The organism is Shewanella glacialipiscicola (genome assembly GCF_023283485.1).
In the GTDB taxonomy this organism is placed as follows: domain Bacteria; phylum Pseudomonadota; class Gammaproteobacteria; order Enterobacterales; family Shewanellaceae; genus Shewanella; species Shewanella glacialipiscicola.
On record NZ_JAKILU010000002.1, the window covers coordinates 1 to 16,906 of the forward strand.

Sequence of the window (16,906 nt, forward strand, 5' to 3'; positions counted from 1 at the left end):
CAGGTCGCTTAGCTCAGCTGGGAGAGCACCTCCCTTACAAGGAGGGGGTCACTGGTTCGAGCCCAGTAGCGACCACCATAATTCTGCAATACACAAGCTTTACCCCCAGGTCGCTTAGCTCAGCTGGGAGAGCACCTCCCTTACAAGGAGGGGGTCACTGGTTCGAGCCCAGTAGCGACCACCATAATTCTGCAATATACAAGCTTTACCCCCCAGGTCGCTTAGCTCAGCTGGGAGAGCACCTCCCTTACAAGGAGGGGGTCACTGGTTCGAGCCCAGTAGCGACCACCATATTTATTCCCTATTAAACTTTACCCATATTCTTATTCAACTATGCTTGTTCTCAATCAGCTAGTGGTCAATTTTACTATTCGGCATTTAATCATCTTCTAAATACCGAGTTCAATCGATACTCAGCCTGACTTCATTTTGCTTTTAGCATTGTTTGGAGATCAATATTATGGCCAGCGTCAGTCAATCAGCTTCTCTTACCAATATTGCCGCTTATTTAAAGCATACCCACGCCTGTGATGAACAAACCGCCCTAAAAGAAGCACAAGAAGTGATGCATAATCTCGTCAACATGCGCCAAAAGGGCTTTATTACTGGCTGGTATTTTGACGAGCAAGGCCATTTAGCACTTTTACCTAGCGATGCCATCCTTAAACGTATCCTTTAAGTGACATGTCTTATAGCAATCACATTAAATATCTAATCAGTTCAGAGCCTCACAGGTATTTCAATCCGAGGCGCATTGACGTAGAAATGGTTATTCCCTTTTAAGTCAATGCAGCACGGGAGTGAGATGCCTGTGTGGCTCCCGAAGGGTGGCTGATGTTAACTGCATGGCGAAGCACTTTATACTGCGTTTAATGCTTTCGACAGAGCACCACTATCCTTTCAAGCCTTCGCCTTGTCTAAAGCGCGTTGAACTCACGCTAAATGAACAGATATTTAATACGATTGATATAACCGCTGAGTTAACGATAGTCACGATTAGCTTACCCATTGTCAGCAGTATTATTTCCTTACCTTACAGTCACAACTCCCAGCCTCAGCCCGCGCTTAAGTATGATTTAGCAGCATATTTTGATCTATAAATAACAAACTTTGCTTAATTAGTCGCCACTTTAAAGCGCTATAGAGTAATGACAAACATTTCATTTGGGTGGTAATCCACCCAAATGCATTAACATTGTGAGCGAGATCTCACCCACCAAACTAAATGTGTGACGCGCATCAAATCAACTACACTTTTGCAACCAAACACTTACAGTTTTTAGTGTAAGTTGGCGTAGTATTTGCCTTTAGTAAGACAGACCTCAGGGAAATCAAGGCTGTATTCCTACTCAAACTTGGTAACAAACCAACCAAGACTGAGGACCAATCCTAACAATAGAAAAAGGAACTCAAGATGACATTGAATCAACACACTGAATTTACCCGTCCACTTAAAACCCTCGTTAAAATGCTCGCCGTTGCTTCGGTATTCGCCACCAGTTTTAACGTGTTTGCCGCACCGGTTGAAATTAAGTTTTCGCATGTTGTTGCAGAAAATACCCCTAAAGGCCAAATGGCACTTAAATTTAAAGAACTCGTGGAACAACGTTTACCAGGTGAGTACACAGTCAATGTATTCCCTAACTCGCAGTTATTTGGCGATAACAATGAGTTAGCAGCATTACTGTTAAATGACGTGCAATTTGTCGCGCCTTCACTGTCTAAGTTCGAACGTTATACTAAACGTTTACAAGTATTTGACTTACCATTTCTATTCAATGACATGGATGCGGTTAATCGCTTTCAACAAGGTGAAGCGGGTCAAACACTTCTAAACTCCATGACACGCAAAGGTATCGTGGGATTAGGTTATTTACACAATGGTATGAAACAATTCTCTGCCAACACGCCACTTAAAAATCCTTCTGATGCGAAAGGCTTAAAGTTTCGCGTAATGGCATCGGATGTTCTGGCTGCTCAGTTTGCGGCTATCGACGCCATTCCGGTAAAAAAGCCCTTCTCTGAAGTATTTACCCTGTTGCAAACCCGCGCTATCGATGGTCAAGAAAACACTTGGTCAAATACTTATTCACAAAAATTCTATGAAGTACAAAGCCAAATTACTGAAAGTAATCACGGCGTGCTCGATTATATGGTCGTGACCTCTGATACTTTCTGGAAAGGTTTACCTGCTGATAAACGTAAGATCATCAAAGAAGCCTTAGATGAATCTATCGCACTAGGTAACAAGATTGCCGGAGAAAAAGATGATCAAGATAAGCAGTTAATTCTTGATTCTAAACGTTCACAATTAGTGACGCTATCTCAAGCTGATCGCCAAAAGTGGATTGATGTCATGAAGCCAGTTTGGACTAAGTTTGAAGACGAAATCGGTAAAGATGTGATTGAGGCTGCTGTAGCTGCAAATAAATAATAATAAAAATGCCGCTTAAGTTCATTTGAGTTTAAGCGGCTATTTCAGTGAGGGAGTTATGACTGTGATATCACGAATATTTGGTTATTTTGAAGAAGGTGTGCTGAATCTACTGATCACCTTGATGACATTGTTAGTATTTTCGGAAGTAGTCGCACGATTTTTCTTCAATACGGGTTTTCTGTGGATCCAAGAACTCACGTTAACCCTTTGCGGTTGGTTTGTGCTGTTTGGTATGTCCTATGGCGTAAAAGTCGGCGCGCACATTGGGGTGGACGCCTTTGTTAAAAACTTAGCACCTCGCGCCAAAAAGATAACCGCTTTAATTACCGCCTCTGTCTGTATCATTTATTGCGGACTGTTTTTAAAAGGTAGTTGGGATTATTTAAGCCAGATGTACCAAATTGGTGTGCCGATGGAAGATATTAATCTCCCTCAGTTTTTCTTAAAAAATATCGACCCTGAATTTGCTTGGGATGTATTAAAAATTGATGTAGAAGATGGTGCGGTTCCCATTTGGTTATCTCAAAGCATCTTGATTATCGGATTCTTAATGTTGACGTGGCGTTTCGTCGAACTTTTTATAGGTATTTTACGCAACCAAATATCAGGCCTCCAATTTGCAGATGAAGCGAAAGAAAGTATGCATTTAATTGATGAAAGCGTGAAACAAACCAATACCACTATTATCTCTGGCGAAAAGGAGATTAAATAATGGCTATTGCGACCCTATTCACCGCCCTATTCGTGTGTATGTTTCTCGGGATGCCCATCGCTATAGCGTTAGGTTTTTCCAGCATGCTCACCATATTATTTTTTTCTAATGACTCTTTAGCCTCTGTTGCGCTGAAATTGTATGAGTCTTCATCAGAGCATTACACTTTACTCGCTATCCCCTTTTTCATTTTATCATCGGCCTTTTTATCAACCGGTGGCGTCGCGCGGCGGATTATTGATTTTGCGATGGACAGTATCGGACATGTCCGCGGTGGCTTAGCTATGGCCTCTGTCATGGCATGTATGCTGTTTGCTGCGGTTTCTGGCTCATCACCTGCTACTGTTGCGGCTATCGGTTCTATCGTGATTGTGGGCATGGTTAAAGCGGGGTACCCAGAGAAGTTTGCCGCAGGGGTTATCACCACCTCGGGCACACTCGGTATCTTAATCCCGCCGTCAATTGTTATGTTGGTATATGCGGCGGCGACAGAAGTATCGGCGGCGAGAATGTTTATGGCAGGTTTAATCCCAGGCTTAATGATGGGATTGATACTGATGATTGTTATCTACATCGTTGCACGTTTCAAAAACTTACCTTCACGCCCTTTTCCGGGCTTTAAAAAACTGGGGATTTCAAGTATCAAAGCTTTGGGTGGATTAGCACTCATCCTTATTGTATTAGGCTCTATCTATGGCGGCGTTGCTAGCCCAACCGAGGCATCGGCCGTAGCCTGTGTGTATGCTTACTTTATTGCGGTATTTGGTTATCGTGATATCGGCCCCTTAAAAGATGTAGCTTGGCGTAATGAAGGTGAAAATATCGCCAAAGCGACTGCGCGCAATTTAGGTTATATGGTATTAGGGTTAATAAAAACCCCCGTTAACAAAGACATCCGCAACGTTGTACGTGATGGTGCCAAGGTTAGTATCATGCTGTTGTTTATCATCGCTAACGCGATGTTGTTCGCACATGTACTCACAACGGAACGTATCCCACATATCATTGCTGAGTATATTGTTAGCATGGGTTTACCCGCTTGGGGATTCCTGATCATCGTTAACTTACTGCTGCTTGCTGCCGGCAACTTTATGGAACCCTCGGCGATTGTGCTTATTATGGCGCCGATCCTCTTCCCTATCGCAACTCAATTAGGCATAGATCCTATTCACTTAGGTATTATCATGGTGGTTAACATGGAGATAGGTATGCTCACGCCGCCGGTGGGGCTTAACCTCTTTGTGACTGCGGGTATCACCGGGCATAGTATTGGCTGGGTGATTAAGTCAGTACTGCCGTGGTTAGTGGTGATGTTGGCTTTCTTAATCCTTATCACTTACGTGCCACAAATTTCACTTTTCTTACCTGAATGGTTAGATTCAATGCGTGGTTATTAGCCTACCGTTCAAGGTTATGACATTAGCCCTTGATTACCGCTAATTTTTAAGCGAGCCTAACCAGGCTCGCTTTCTTTTTATAGCAAACCGTATCCGATATTAATGCCCGTGTTTTACCAGGATAGACACCATGTTACCCATGACCCCTAAGGCCAAAAAACGCCTATTTTTGACTATAGTCCTGCTGGTAGGCTTATTTTTAACGCTAAAACTGACCTATTGGGTACATTTACATCAGGGTAAAATTGATATTCAAGCTCAATCAGAAAAACAACTGAAGGAGTTAGTCAGTTTTCTTGATGGCTCATTATCGCGCTACGAAAGCATTCCCCACGTGTTATCTACCAATCCTATGCTAGCCAATGTACTGAACGATCCACAGAACTCTAATAAGGTCCAAGAACTCAATTTATATCTGGAAGAAATTCAACATGTCACTGAAGCATCGGATATTTATCTTATCGATGAGCGAGGGGTCGCGATTGCCGCCAGTAACTGGCAACAGAGTTTCTCCTTTATCGGTAAAAACTATTCCTTTAGACCCTATTACAGCGATGCAATTTCAGGCAATTTAGGCCGTTATTATGCCGTGGGTACCAGCTCTGATAAGCGCGGATTTTACTTTTCTTATCCAATTTATCAGCAAGGTGGTAAAGAGATACTCGGCGCGATAATCGTTAAAGTGGATATAAGTGGTATCGAGCAGCAAAGCACGAGTATTGCTATCGCAGGCCAATATCAATTCCTTATCAGCGATCCCGAAGATATTGTGTTTATCTCTAGCGTCGATGAATGGCGTTTAAAATCTCTGACGCCATTGACCGAAATAAAACAGCGCACTCTGGATACATCCAAGCGTTACGCTGCGCGCCCGATTGGCGAGCTATTAATGAAACCACCCTATGAGAGTGGTCGTCAGGCGATGATTTACCAACTGCAAACGGGTAAAGAGCATGAACAATATATGGATAATCACCAAAAAATGTCTAAAGCCGGTTGGCAAGTGCATATATTCGCGCCGATTAATCCGCTGATGACCTCTCTACCTGCACTTATGCTACTCAGTGCCAGTATTTACCTGTTACTGGCACTGAGTATCTTATTTAGCGCCGAACGCCGCCGTAACTTACACCGAATGCAATTGGCGCAGAGCCTATTAGAGCAAAGAGTTGAAGAACGCACTCAAGACCTGCAGCAAGCCAACCATCAACTCAAAGACACTCAAGACGAACTGATCCAAGCGGCAAAACTCACTGTAATAGGCAGTTTAGCCGCCAGCATTAACCATGAACTAAACCAACCTCTCGCTGCTATTCGCAGTTATGCCCAGAATACTCAAACTTTCCTAGCCCGTAATATGCAAGATAAAGCCCTCGATAATATCAAGATAATTATTGAGCTGACCGATAGACTGGCCGATATTGTGGGACAATTTAAAAGCTTTACTCGCAAAAGCCAAGGTACAGATAGCGCCACCGATATTGGCCGTTGCCTTAAACAAGCACTGACCATAGTTCAGCCAGCCATAGACAAGCAAGGCGTTGAATTAGACGTGCAGTTACCCAGCGGTAATGATCAAGTGTGGGGCGATAAAGTCAGACTACAACAAGTATTTGTCAACATTATGAGTAACGCGGTTGTCGCGATGCAACAATCGGTAAAACGCCAATTAATCATTCGTGTAACTGGCAAAGATAAATTCTGCATCAGCATTCAAGACACTGGTCCTGGCGTGCGTGAAAGCCAAATCGAAAAAATATTTGAGCCCTATTTTACCACCAGTGAACGTCACGGCCTTGGCTTGGGTTTATCGATTTCACAACGTATTATCGAATCAATGCAAGGCCAGATTAACGTAGCTAATGCCGAAGATGGCGGCGCCATTTTCCAGATCATTTTACCTATTTATTTGCTCGAGGAACGTTAGTCTCATGAGTGTGCTCAATTCAATCCAAGATTATTCTGTTCTCATCGTTGACGATGAGCCGCACATAGGCACAGTTCTAGTTCAACTGTTTGAACTAGAAGGCATTAAAGCGATTGCGACTACAGAGCCTAAAGGTATCGCTAAGCTTTTGCATAAAGATTGGGCCGGCATGGTGATATCAGATGTCAACATGCCGCACTTAGACGGCATCAATTTAATGCAGCAAATCCGTCTACAAGACCCTGATCTACCCGTAGTACTACTGACTGGCTTTGGCGATATCGCCATGGCGGTCAATGCGTTAAAGCAAGGCGCCTACGACTTTCTTGAAAAACCCTTTAATAATGAACATATTCTCGACGTAGTCAAACGCGCCCTAGATAAACGTAGCTTAACCTTAGAAAACCGTAAGCTCAAAAAGGATCTCGAGAGCCAGAGCGTGCCGGGGCCACGGATTTTAGGCAACAGTGTCGGCATTAACCGCATGCGTCATATTATTACTCAAGTGATAGACACCCCAGCCGACGTGTTAATTGAAGGCGAAACGGGCACAGGTAAAGAGCTCGTCGCCCGCTATTTACACGACCACAGCAGCCGTAACCAAGCTAACTTTGTTGCTATCAACTGTGGGGCTATTCCCGAAAACCTGATTGAAAGTGAACTTTTTGGCGCTGAAGCCGGCGCCTTTACCGGCGTAGACAAGATGCGCATTGGTAAGTTTGAATATGCCAATGGCGGCACGTTATTTTTAGATGAGATTGAAAGTACGCCACTGTCGTTGCAAATAAAACTACTACGAGTGCTTGAGGATCGTAAAGTTGAACGCTTAGGTTCAAATAAAAGCATCAGCCTCGACATACGCGTGATAGCAGCCACAAAAGTAGATTTAAAAAGCCTGTGTGATACGGGTGAATTTCGTCAGGATTTATTGTATCGCTTAAATCTAGTGACTGTGCCTATTCCACCATTAAGAGATCGCCGTGAAGACATTCCTTTGTTATTCCTGCATTTTGCCCGTGTTGCGTCAGCGCGCTATCACAAAGCGCTCATCGCCTTAAATGCCGAACAAAATGCCATACTCACCTCCCACGATTGGCCGGGAAATGTACGTGAGTTACGTAACCTAGCAGAACGCTTTGTGCTATTAGGCGGAGAAGCGGCCTTTGCCGGTACGTTGGGCAATACGCCCAGTTTGCACTCCAGCATGTCCTTACTTCAAAGAGTCGAGTTTTTTGAGCGCGTATTAATTGAAGAAGCGCTCAGTCATAACAAGGGCAGTATTAAGCTGACGATGGAACAACTTGAACTACCGCGTAAAACCCTCTACGACAAAATGCGAAAATACGATTTAGACCGCAAGCAATACATTAATTCAGATGATTAAGCTGAGCCGTATTTATAGTGTTATGTGTAATCTCCATAATAACGTTACAGTACAGGGGGATTAATCAGTTATTCACTGATTCTGATTGAAGAGTTAACAGATAGTATGACAATCAATGCTTTTTACGTGTAAAGGTAGGTTTTAAAAACGCGTATCAACTCGGCTCTGCGATGGCTAAATACACCATCGGAATGAGCCATAAATCTACAATGAACACTTTGTATTCGGAGGCAAAATTGAAAAAACTATTATTAGTCATCAGTGTCTTTTTACTGAGCGGTTGCTTAGGTATGCCCAAATATGTTGAACCCGTAAATAATTTTGAGCTGAATCGATATTTGGGTAAATGGTACGAGATAGCACGATTAGATCATTCATTTGAAAGAGGATTAAGCCAAGTTAGCGCCGAATATAGCCTAAAAGATGATGGTGGCGTGATGGTGATTAACCGTGGTTTTTCAACCGAAAAAAATGCATGGAAAGAAGCCGAAGGTAAAGCCTATTTTGTTAATGGCGATACTGAAGGCTATTTAAAAGTCTCCTTCTTTGGGCCATTTTATGGCTCCTATGTGGTCTTCGAATTAGATCATGAAAACTACCAATATGCTTTTATATCGGGGCCTGACACAGATTATTTGTGGTTACTGGCAAGAACACCGACTGTGCCAGCAGAAGTACTGCAAAAGTTTGTTGATATGTCAAAAGCGCGCGGTTTTAATACTGACGACTTAATTTACGTACAACAAAAATAATGCTAACCCATAACGAGAATTAAGCAGAGAACAGAGACAAAAACGCCGCAATTTATTGCGGCGTTTTTAGATTAGCAGCGCTTAATATCGCAGACTAATCAATCTTATAATTCAATCCCTTTACTGGCAAGGAACTCATCGTAACTGCCTCTGAAATCATTCACGCCTTTGTGAGTCACTTCAAGAATACGGTTCGCCAGTGACGATACAAATGCACGGTCATGACTCACGAAAATCAATGTGCCTTCGTACATTTCCAGCGCGTTGTTCAATGACTCAATCGATTCCATATCCATATGGTTGGTCGGTTCATCGAGTACCAGAATGTTGGCTTTTTGCATGATGAGCTTACCAAATAACATGCGGCCCTTCTCACCACCCGATAACACTTTGACTGACTTTTTAATGTCGTCAGATCCAAACAACATACGGCCTAAAATAGCGCGTACTGATTGGTCATCATCTTCAGGTTTACGCCATTGGCTCATCCACTCGAACAGAGTCATATCGTTTGCGAAATCAGACTCATGGTCCTGCGCATAATAACCAATGTTAGCGTTTTCAGACCATTGAATCGTACCGCTATCCTGTGGAATATCATGGATCAAGGTTCGTAACAGCGTTGTTTTACCCACACCGTTTTCACCCAATACCGCAATGCGCTCACCCACTTCAACAATCAAGTTTAAGTCTTTGAACAGTGGCGTATCGTAGCCTTTAGTTAATTGCTCAACCACTAAGGCATTACGGAATAATTTCTTTTCTTGCTCAAAACGAATGAACGGGTTCACACGGCTAGAGGCTTTAATATCATCTAACTTAATTTTGTCGATTTGACGGGCACGTGATGTAGCCTGTTTCGCCTTAGATGCGTTCGCAGAGAAGCGCGCTACGAAGGTTTGCAGCTCAGAAATCTGGGCTTTTTTCTTGGCATTATCAGACAATAAACGCTCGCGAGCTTGAGTTGCCGCCTGCATATATTCGTCGTAGTTACCAGGATAAACGCGCAGCTCGCCGTAATCTAAGTCAGCCATATGAGTACAGACTGAGTTTAAGAAATATCTATCGTGCGAAATGATTACCATAGTGCTATTACGTTGATTCAGCATGTCCTGTAACCAACGAATAGTGTCGATGTCCAAGTTGTTGGTAGGTTCGTCAAGTAGCAGCACATCAGGATCAGAGAACAACGCCTGCGCTAACAATACTCGTAGTTTCAAACCTGGAGCGATTTCTGACATCAAACCAAAATGGGTTTCGATACTAATACCCACACCCAGCAGCAATTCGCCCGCACGAGATTCGGCGGTATAACCGTCCATCTCAGCAAAGTCCATCTCAAGATTAGCCACGGTAATACCGTCTTCTTCACTCATTTCAGGTAAAGAATAAATACGGTCACGCTCTTGCTTAACCTTCCACAGTTCGCGGTGGCCCATGATCACAGTATCAATTAGGTTGAATTCTTCATAACCAAACTGGTTCTGGCTTAATTTACCCAGACGCTCATTGACATCTAACGAGACGTTACCGCTGCTAGGGTCTAGATCACCACACAGGATCTTCATGAAGGTCGATTTACCACAGCCATTTGCGCCGATAAGACCGTAACGGTTACCTCCGCCAAATTTAACTGAGATGTTTTCAAACAGTGGCTTAGCGCCGAACTGCATGGTGATATTTGCTGTTGTGATCAAAATGAACTTCCAAATCGAGTAATGTTGGCCTAGCCAGCTGGCGCCGCTCTAAATAAGCATAAACCTAATAACGCTATGCCGAAGGGGTAAAAATAAACGTGGCACTATAGCAGTTTGGGCTAAATTATCAACTACCAAGGCAGTATTAGCCTTTAACGCCAATACTGCCATTGCCGCTTAACATCGATGTTAAGCAACTAAACACACTTAATCAATTAGCTTAATTTTCAATAAGTTAGATCGACTTACCTAGGGTAACACTCAGGCTGGCATCGATTGGCATCGATTGGCATCGATTGGCATCGAGAATATCTCCAACGCCAAGACTGAACTTTAATAGCCCGATTATAACTTCTGCCGTCTTAAACGATTAGCGTTAGTCACGACGGTTAACGAAGACAACGCCATAGCCGCCCCCGCAATCACGGGGCTTAACAGCATACCAGTTAACGGATAAAGCACACCTGCGGCAATGGGAATGCCTAAACTGTTATACACAAAGGCGCCAAATAGGTTCTGTTTGATATTGGTAATAGTTGCCCGAGACAGCGCCAATATGTGAGCAATCACGATTAACTGTGGTGATAATAAGGTCATATCCGCACTTTCAATCGCCACCTCAGTGCCCGATCCCATCGCGATGCCCACATCGGCGCTCATTAAAGCTGGCGCGTCGTTAATGCCATCACCTACCATAGCAACCACATGCCCTTGCTTTTGCAAATCCTTCACATGCTGTTGTTTTTGCTCGGGTAGTACGCTGGCGATCACTTCACTGATACCGACTTGGTTTGCTACGGCTTGTGCTGTTTGTGGGTTATCACCGGTCAATAACACCACGCGAATACCACTTTGCAGCATAGCTGCAATCGCCGCTTTAGCATCGGGTTTAATCGGATCGGCCAGTGCGATAGTGGCCACTAACGTACCTGCCCTTGCAACGTAAATGGGGGTTTTGCCTTGGTTAGCAAAACTCAAGGTTGCTTGCGGGTCTAACGCACTGCCATCAGGATTAACAATGTCCAATTCCGTCATCAAGGCAAGATTACCAATAGCAAAGTGAACACTATCAACTTCGCCGGTAATGCCTTTACCTTGATGGTTAATAAAACTTTGGGTATCCGGTAATTGCGATAGCGATTCCTTGGCATAATTGACAATAGCACTGGCCAATGGGTGCTCTGAATGTTGTTCAAGACTAGCAATCGCACCGAGTAATTGCGTTTTTTCCGCATTATCTAGTGTTTGAACTAAGGTAAAATCCGTCACTTGCGGTTTGCCTAACGTCACGGTGCCTGTTTTATCAAGCACAACGCAATCGACCTTACTTGCTGTTTGCAGCGCCTCACCATTTTTGACTAATACACCCATTTGAGCTGCGCGGCCAACGGCCACCATAATCGACATGGGTGTTGCCAGTCCAAGCGCACAAGGACAAGCAATAATCAGCACACTAGTCAACACCACTAGCGCATGACTCAAGGCGGGCGCTGGACCAACAAAATACCAAATCGCGGCAGCAACAACAGCGATGATAACGACTGTTGGCACAAATACGGCTGAAATTTTATCAGCCAACCGACCTATGGGTAACTTAGAGGTTTGCGCCTGTTGTACCAGCGCAATAATTTTGGCAAGCCTAGTATCCTGCTGGCCAGCTGTTACTCGATAAACCAAGCTACCGTTGCCATTTACTGTACCTGCACTTAAGCTATCTCCGCGATTTTTAAGCACGGGAATAGGCTCGCCCGTCAACATGGCTTCATCTAATAGGGATTGCCCAGTTTCAACAACGCCATCGAGCGCCACTCTATCCCCAGGACGTAAGCGCAACTTATCGCCAAGTTTAAGCTGACTTATTTCAACCTGTTCATCGCCTTTGTCGCTGATACGGATAGCCGTAGTCGATTGTAATCCGAGTAATCTCTGTACTGCCTCGCTCGTTTTGCCGCGCGCTTTGAGCTCAAATCCGTGGCCTAAGTTAATTAATCCTAAAATCATCACGCTGGCTTCAAAATACACATGGCGAGTCTCCATCGGAAAAGCACTGGGCATAATCACCACCAGCATAGAATACGCCCATGCCGTAGTGGTACCGAGCACGATTAGGGTGTCCATATTAGTCGTTTTGGCTTTGAGTGCCCGCCACATACCTTGATAAAAATGCCCACCCGTCGTCACCAGTAAAGCCAACGTTACCAGTCCCATTATGCCCCAGCCAAGTTGCATACTCGGGCTATTGATCATCATTTCACCGCCCAGTAACCCCCATAACATCATAGGCATACCAACCGCGAGCGCCGCTATCGCTTGGCGCATTCGCAACCGATACTCAGCGGCATCTGCGATGCGTTTTTCTTCGGCGGCGGCCTTAGCATCAACCACCACCTGTGCGGGAAATCCCGCATTAGCCATCACAGCTAACGCGGTATCAACATTCATGTTGCCGTCTACCGTCACTTGTTTATCCGCGAGGTTAACGCGCGCCTCGACGCCCTCTTGAGCGACAAGTGCTTTTTCAATTTTAGCAACGCAGCCTGCACAATTCATATTGGCAACATAGAGCCTGATCTGAGCCATAAAATATTCCTTAGTTGAACTTTTACGCGATAGGCTTAAGATAAAGTCTCCCATTAATGGAGAGTCAAGCATCAATTGATTGAATGTGACAACAGTAACCATTTACCCTCAAAAAGATAAGTAAAACGCGGCGTTAACCCATACTAGCGCTTATCGTCGTGGTCATAGTCGTTGTTGTAGTCAAAGCCGAGGTGAAAATGAAGATAGGTAAAGTGGCAAAACAAACGGGCTTAAGCGTTAAGAGTATCCGTTATTATCATGATATTGGCTTAGTCTGCGCCGAGCGAAATCAGGCGGGTTATCGGGTTTATCGCCATTCAGATATTGAGGCTCTTAAGTTTGTGCACCAGTGCCGCGACTTAGGTTTTAGTTTAGAGGATTGCAAATCATTGCTGGGTCTTAAGGGTAACGAAAGTCGTAATGCAGAGGATGTAAAACAGCTTACCCGCACTCACCTTGCCTATGTCGAGCAGCAAATTAGTAAGTTGCAGCAACTTAGGGCGCAATTACAACATATGGTGACCCAATGCCAAGGTGGCGAACAACCCCACTGCGCCATTATTGATAGCCTAAGTCATACGCCCCAAAAGGAAAAGAGCCTACAAGATACAACCTCTTCGTGTTGCCATAAAAGCCCCGCAGAATAACAACGGCCAGTATCAACCACTGCAATTCTGGGTTATTGATGACTGGCACTGCTTGGCTTTAACGCCGCGGCATTATCAAGCAACAAGCTAGGCAATGTACCCGCAGGCGTAAAATGAAACACTTGTCCATAAAATGCCAGTTCAGTGTCTAAACTCGCCGCTTTATGTTCGGGTATCCAGCCATCATGCGTCTGGTCTTCATAACTGATATAGGCTGTCGGCACCCCTTTGGCTTTTAAGGCGGTATAAATCTGTTGCGATTGCTGTGACGGCACAATTTGCCCTCTTAAACCTTGAATAATAAGCAAAGGTTCGTTTAATCCCTCAAGATGATAAAACGGCGATCGCTCTCGATAACGCGCTTTATTCTCAGCATAGGGACCAATGAGTTGATCTAAATAGCCCGTCTCAAACTTATGTGTGTTATTGGCAAGCTGCTCAAAATCACTGATACCCGCGTAACTCACGCCCGCTTGAAAAACATCGTAAAAAGCTAAAGATGACATGACCGTTAGTCCCCCAGCACTAATGCCGCGAATCGCTAACTTTTGCGCATCGACCCAACCTTTAGTAACCACATATTGAGCCGCATTGACGACATCTTCCACGTCGGCTTGGCCCCATTGCCCATAGAGACTTTGACGATAGGCACGGCCAAAACCACTACTCCCACGAAAATTAACGTCAAGTACCGCAAAACCACGGCTGGTCCAAAACTGGATATCACTACGATAAGCCAGACTCGCGCGCGCAGTCGGGCCGCCGTGCAACATCACAATTAATGGCGGTCGAGTGTCATGGGGGGCGATATAATTGGGGTTAACGGGCTCATAAAAATAACCGTAGGCTTGTTGATGCTTACCGGTTTCAAAGGTGATAGTTTTTGCCCGTGAAATATAATGAGGATCAAGCTTGGCTAAGTTAGGGCTATAAACCAACTCAGTGCCGCGGCCTATCACTTTATAAATCCCCTTTTCTGGAGTGGCCTTAGCGCCAATAAAATAAACGCCACCTTCTCCCCTTATCACTTGGGTTATTTCACCAAAGTCAACGGCCAAAGATTCAATCAAACCAGAATCCAAATACAAGCGAATTAACGCCGCCTGACTCCCTAACATATAGCTGGCAATAATTGTGTTTTCGGATTCAAAGGCATAGTTATGATTACCTAAATACCAATCAGCCACAGCAAACTCAGCACTTTTACTCAGTACAGGGGATAGGGTGTTTTTCGGCGTAACACGATAGATGTTCCACCAATCACTCATATCCGAGACGACATAGAGTTGCCCATCAGGACTGAACAGTGGTTGAGATACAGAAGAATCTGTCGGCGTATTTATCTTACGAATATTATTTAACTGACCTTTACGATCGAGATCACCAAGCCAGAGAACGCTGTTATCCCATGGCATGTAGGGATGTTCCCATGTGATCCATGCAAGCTTCGAGTTATCGGGCGAAATAGCAGGCGCTGAGATAAAATCATGCCCCGAGACAAGGGTGTCACCTTCTTCGGCAAAATTGAGGTTAATCGTCACTAAACTGGCTTTAGGTTCGCCCGCTTGGCGATGATCTTCGCGCACACAGATAATCCGCGACCCCTTAGGATAAGCAACACAGTCGGCATGGCGGGTGCCATTTGGGGTTAACGGTAATGACGGTTGATTAGGCGCAAAGCGATAAAATAATTGATCGTCCGCTTTAGTGACAAATAAACTCTGGCCAATGCCTAAAAAGGCAGCTCCGCCATATTCGTGCACTGTGGATTTAACGTTAAAATTCGGTGGTACCACCTCAATAATATCACCCTGCTGATCAAGCTTCTTAATGCCAACTTGCCCCTGCTTTTCGCCATTAGACTCGGCAAAATACAGCGTGCCTGCCACGCTTTGTAATTCAATCACGCTATCGGACTGTTGAAATACATTCGCCGCCAATAAAGGAGAAACCCAGCTACCATAGGGGGCAGTAATCCGCGTACCATTATCACTCGGGCGTGGCACCTGCTCGTTCGAAGGCTCGCATGCACTCAAACATAACAAGCCAGCCAAGAGGTATAAATATTGATATAACCCCATTGTTTCTCTCCAATGTTTGCTTACTGCGCAAACTGAAACAAAAATATGAATGTGCAACACAGATTATTTTTTAAATGGATTTTTACATTTTTTTAAAAACCAATGCACGACTTGTGCTTGCTGCGTCTGAGTCAAACCAAAATAAATGCATATCCAAGGTGAGAGCAGGAAAAACCAAGGAATAACCGCAACAGAACGACCGCTGAAAAGCAGAAAAAAGAACCCACAATAGATCACTATCAGCCCTAAAACACCGACAATCAGCATCATGCGTTGCGTTATCTTCTCAAGCCAGAGGGCTTTATGCTGCCAAGACATGCGGATGTTAAGCTCCATTACATACAATAAACCGGTTTATTGTATGGTGTGAAAAGTGGATGGCGATTGTTTAAGGTTAACCAGTAAATGTCAACTCTAACAACAGGGAACAACCCGCTGTGATAGCCGCGATTATCTTTGCTTTACACATAAAAAACCGAGCTTAAGCTCGGTTTTCTTCATCTCGATGACACATATATCATCAATATACTTACAGGCGGATGCCGCCATCAATTTCAAATATACGACCATTCACATAATCGTTTTCAATAATAAAACGCACGGTTGAAGCGATTTCTTCAGCATGGCCAAGACGGCCAACGGGGATTAACGTTTCTAAACGCTCTAACGCTTCGGGTTTCATCGCAGCGGTCATTTCGGTTGCAATCACGCCTGGCGCAACTGCGGCACTACGAATATTGTGACGTGCCAGCTCTTTTGCCCAGCCAACCGACATAGCCGCAACGCCCGCTTTAGAGGCAGCATAGTTTGATTGCCCCATGTTACCCGCTTTAGCTAGACTAGAGATGTTAACAATCACCCCTGCTTGGCCAGATTCAATCATGGCAGCGGCGGCTTCACGACCACACAAGAAACTGCCCGTCAAATTAACATTGATAACCGATTGGAACTGCTCCAGTGACATACGGTCAGTGACTTTGCCGTCTTTGGCTTTGACTAACATACCATCACGTAAAATTCCGGCATTATTGACCAGTACGTTAACTTGACCAAAATCTTCTAAAATATAGGCGAACCCTGCAACCACATCTTCTTCATCAGTAATATCTAAGGCATAACCTTGGACTTCGGTGTCTGAACCTAGCTCAGCACAAGCTCGCTCGAGTTTTTCTTGATCCACATCGATAAGTGCTATTTTAGCGCCTGCCTGTGCAAAGTTTTGTGCCATTGCTAGGCCTAAACCACCCGCGCCGCCAGTAATGACGACAACCTTATCTTTTAAATCCATCTGG

General features: G+C 44.5%; 13 protein-coding genes and 3 tRNA genes. 11 read left to right on the forward strand and 5 right to left on the reverse strand.

All coding sequences use genetic code 11. The features are described 5' to 3' along the window. The first annotated feature begins 2 nt into the window (after positions 1–2). The 10 genes from L2717_RS01545 to L2717_RS01590 all read left to right on the forward strand — a co-directional run bounded on the left by L2717_RS01545 (position 3) and on the right by L2717_RS01590 (position 8,609). Positions 3–78 (forward strand) — tRNA-Val (locus tag L2717_RS01545). Between the two features lie 30 nt (positions 79–108). Beyond that, positions 109–184: transfer RNA gene (locus L2717_RS01550), tRNA-Val, on the forward strand. A 31-nt stretch (positions 185–215) separates the two neighbouring features. Further along, positions 216–291 (forward strand) — tRNA-Val (locus tag L2717_RS01555). Positions 292–460: 169 nt separating this feature from the next. Then, positions 461–679: a hypothetical protein gene (locus L2717_RS01560; protein ID WP_220774823.1), complete on the forward strand. Its 219-nt coding sequence runs from the start codon at positions 461–463 to the stop codon at positions 677–679. Positions 680–1,414: 735 nt separating this feature from the next. After that, positions 1,415–2,434, forward strand: a complete 1,020-nt coding sequence (locus L2717_RS01565; protein WP_220774824.1) for a TRAP transporter substrate-binding protein — start codon at positions 1,415–1,417, stop codon at positions 2,432–2,434. Between the two features lie 58 nt (positions 2,435–2,492). Then, positions 2,493–3,149 (forward strand): TRAP transporter small permease, encoded by a 657-nt coding sequence (locus L2717_RS01570; RefSeq protein WP_248937962.1) that lies wholly within the window; start codon positions 2,493–2,495, stop codon positions 3,147–3,149. Next, positions 3,149–4,546 (forward strand): TRAP transporter large permease, encoded by a 1,398-nt coding sequence (locus L2717_RS01575; protein WP_220774212.1) that lies wholly within the window; start codon positions 3,149–3,151, stop codon positions 4,544–4,546. The genes L2717_RS01570 and L2717_RS01575 overlap by 1 nt, the downstream gene beginning before the upstream one ends. Positions 4,547–4,676: 130 nt before the next feature. Then, entirely contained in the window at positions 4,677–6,473 is a 1,797-nt protein-coding gene (locus L2717_RS01580; protein WP_220774213.1) for a sensor histidine kinase, read from the forward strand. 4 nt (positions 6,474–6,477) lie between these two features. Further along, a complete protein-coding gene (locus L2717_RS01585) occupies positions 6,478–7,857 on the forward strand; it encodes a sigma-54-dependent transcriptional regulator (RefSeq protein WP_220774214.1) in 1,380 nt (459 codons plus the stop codon). A 236-nt stretch (positions 7,858–8,093) separates the two neighbouring features. Further along, the gene (locus tag L2717_RS01590) at positions 8,094–8,609 is read left to right on the forward strand and encodes a lipocalin family protein (RefSeq protein ID WP_220774215.1); all 516 of its coding nucleotides are present in this window, start codon (positions 8,094–8,096) and stop codon (positions 8,607–8,609) included. 104 nt (positions 8,610–8,713) lie between these two features. On the opposite strand, the gene L2717_RS01595 is transcribed toward L2717_RS01590, so the two are convergent. Together L2717_RS01595 and L2717_RS01600 are read right to left on the reverse strand one after the other, a co-directional pair. Next, positions 8,714–10,306, reverse strand: coding sequence for an ABC-F family ATPase (locus tag L2717_RS01595; protein WP_220774216.1), 1,593 nt, complete (start codon positions 10,304–10,306; stop codon positions 8,714–8,716). Positions 10,307–10,651: 345 nt separating this feature from the next. Next, positions 10,652–12,886 (reverse strand): heavy metal translocating P-type ATPase, encoded by a 2,235-nt coding sequence (locus L2717_RS01600; protein WP_220774217.1) that lies wholly within the window; start codon positions 12,884–12,886, stop codon positions 10,652–10,654. Between the two features lie 197 nt (positions 12,887–13,083). Between L2717_RS01600 and L2717_RS01605 the strand changes: the two genes are divergently transcribed. Then, on the forward strand, positions 13,084–13,533 hold the full coding sequence (locus L2717_RS01605; protein ID WP_220774218.1) for a MerR family DNA-binding protein: 450 nt from the start codon (positions 13,084–13,086) through the stop codon (positions 13,531–13,533). A 32-nt stretch (positions 13,534–13,565) separates the two neighbouring features. Here the strand turns inward: L2717_RS01605 and L2717_RS01610 are convergent, their stop codons facing one another. The 3 genes from L2717_RS01610 to L2717_RS01620 all read right to left on the reverse strand — a co-directional run bounded on the left by L2717_RS01610 (position 13,566) and on the right by L2717_RS01620 (position 16,902). After that, positions 13,566–15,614: a S9 family peptidase gene (locus L2717_RS01610; protein WP_220774219.1), complete on the reverse strand. Its 2,049-nt coding sequence runs from the start codon at positions 15,612–15,614 to the stop codon at positions 13,566–13,568. Between the two features lie 63 nt (positions 15,615–15,677). Further along, a complete protein-coding gene (locus L2717_RS01615) occupies positions 15,678–15,932 on the reverse strand; it encodes a hypothetical protein (protein ID WP_220774220.1) in 255 nt (84 codons plus the stop codon). 211 nt (positions 15,933–16,143) lie between these two features. After that, on the reverse strand, positions 16,144–16,902 hold the full coding sequence (locus tag L2717_RS01620) for an SDR family oxidoreductase (RefSeq protein ID WP_220774221.1): 759 nt from the start codon (positions 16,900–16,902) through the stop codon (positions 16,144–16,146). Positions 16,903–16,906: the final 4 nt, after the last annotated feature.

Excerpts from the sequence above, each read along its gene's own strand:
- L2717_RS01620 (WP_220774221.1), bottom strand. The coding sequence starts at position 16,902 with ATGGATTTAAAAGATAAGGTTGTCGTCATTACTGGCGGCGCGGGTGGT.
- L2717_RS01585 (WP_220774214.1), top strand. The coding sequence starts at position 6,478 with ATGAGTGTGCTCAATTCAATCCAAGATTATTCTGTTCTCATCGTTGAC.
- L2717_RS01615 (WP_220774220.1), bottom strand. The coding sequence starts at position 15,932 with ATGTCTTGGCAGCATAAAGCCCTCTGGCTTGAGAAGATAACGCAACGC.
- L2717_RS01565 (WP_220774824.1), top strand. The coding sequence starts at position 1,415 with ATGACATTGAATCAACACACTGAATTTACCCGTCCACTTAAAACCCTC.
- L2717_RS01605 (WP_220774218.1), top strand. The coding sequence starts at position 13,084 with ATGAAGATAGGTAAAGTGGCAAAACAAACGGGCTTAAGCGTTAAGAGT.
- L2717_RS01580 (WP_220774213.1), top strand. The coding sequence starts at position 4,677 with ATGTTACCCATGACCCCTAAGGCCAAAAAACGCCTATTTTTGACTATA.
- L2717_RS01600 (WP_220774217.1), bottom strand. The coding sequence starts at position 12,886 with ATGGCTCAGATCAGGCTCTATGTTGCCAATATGAATTGTGCAGGCTGC.
- L2717_RS01570 (WP_248937962.1), top strand. The coding sequence starts at position 2,493 with ATGACTGTGATATCACGAATATTTGGTTATTTTGAAGAAGGTGTGCTG.
- L2717_RS01575 (WP_220774212.1), top strand. The coding sequence starts at position 3,149 with ATGGCTATTGCGACCCTATTCACCGCCCTATTCGTGTGTATGTTTCTC.
- L2717_RS01610 (WP_220774219.1), bottom strand. The coding sequence starts at position 15,614 with ATGGGGTTATATCAATATTTATACCTCTTGGCTGGCTTGTTATGTTTG.
- L2717_RS01560 (WP_220774823.1), top strand. The coding sequence starts at position 461 with ATGGCCAGCGTCAGTCAATCAGCTTCTCTTACCAATATTGCCGCTTAT.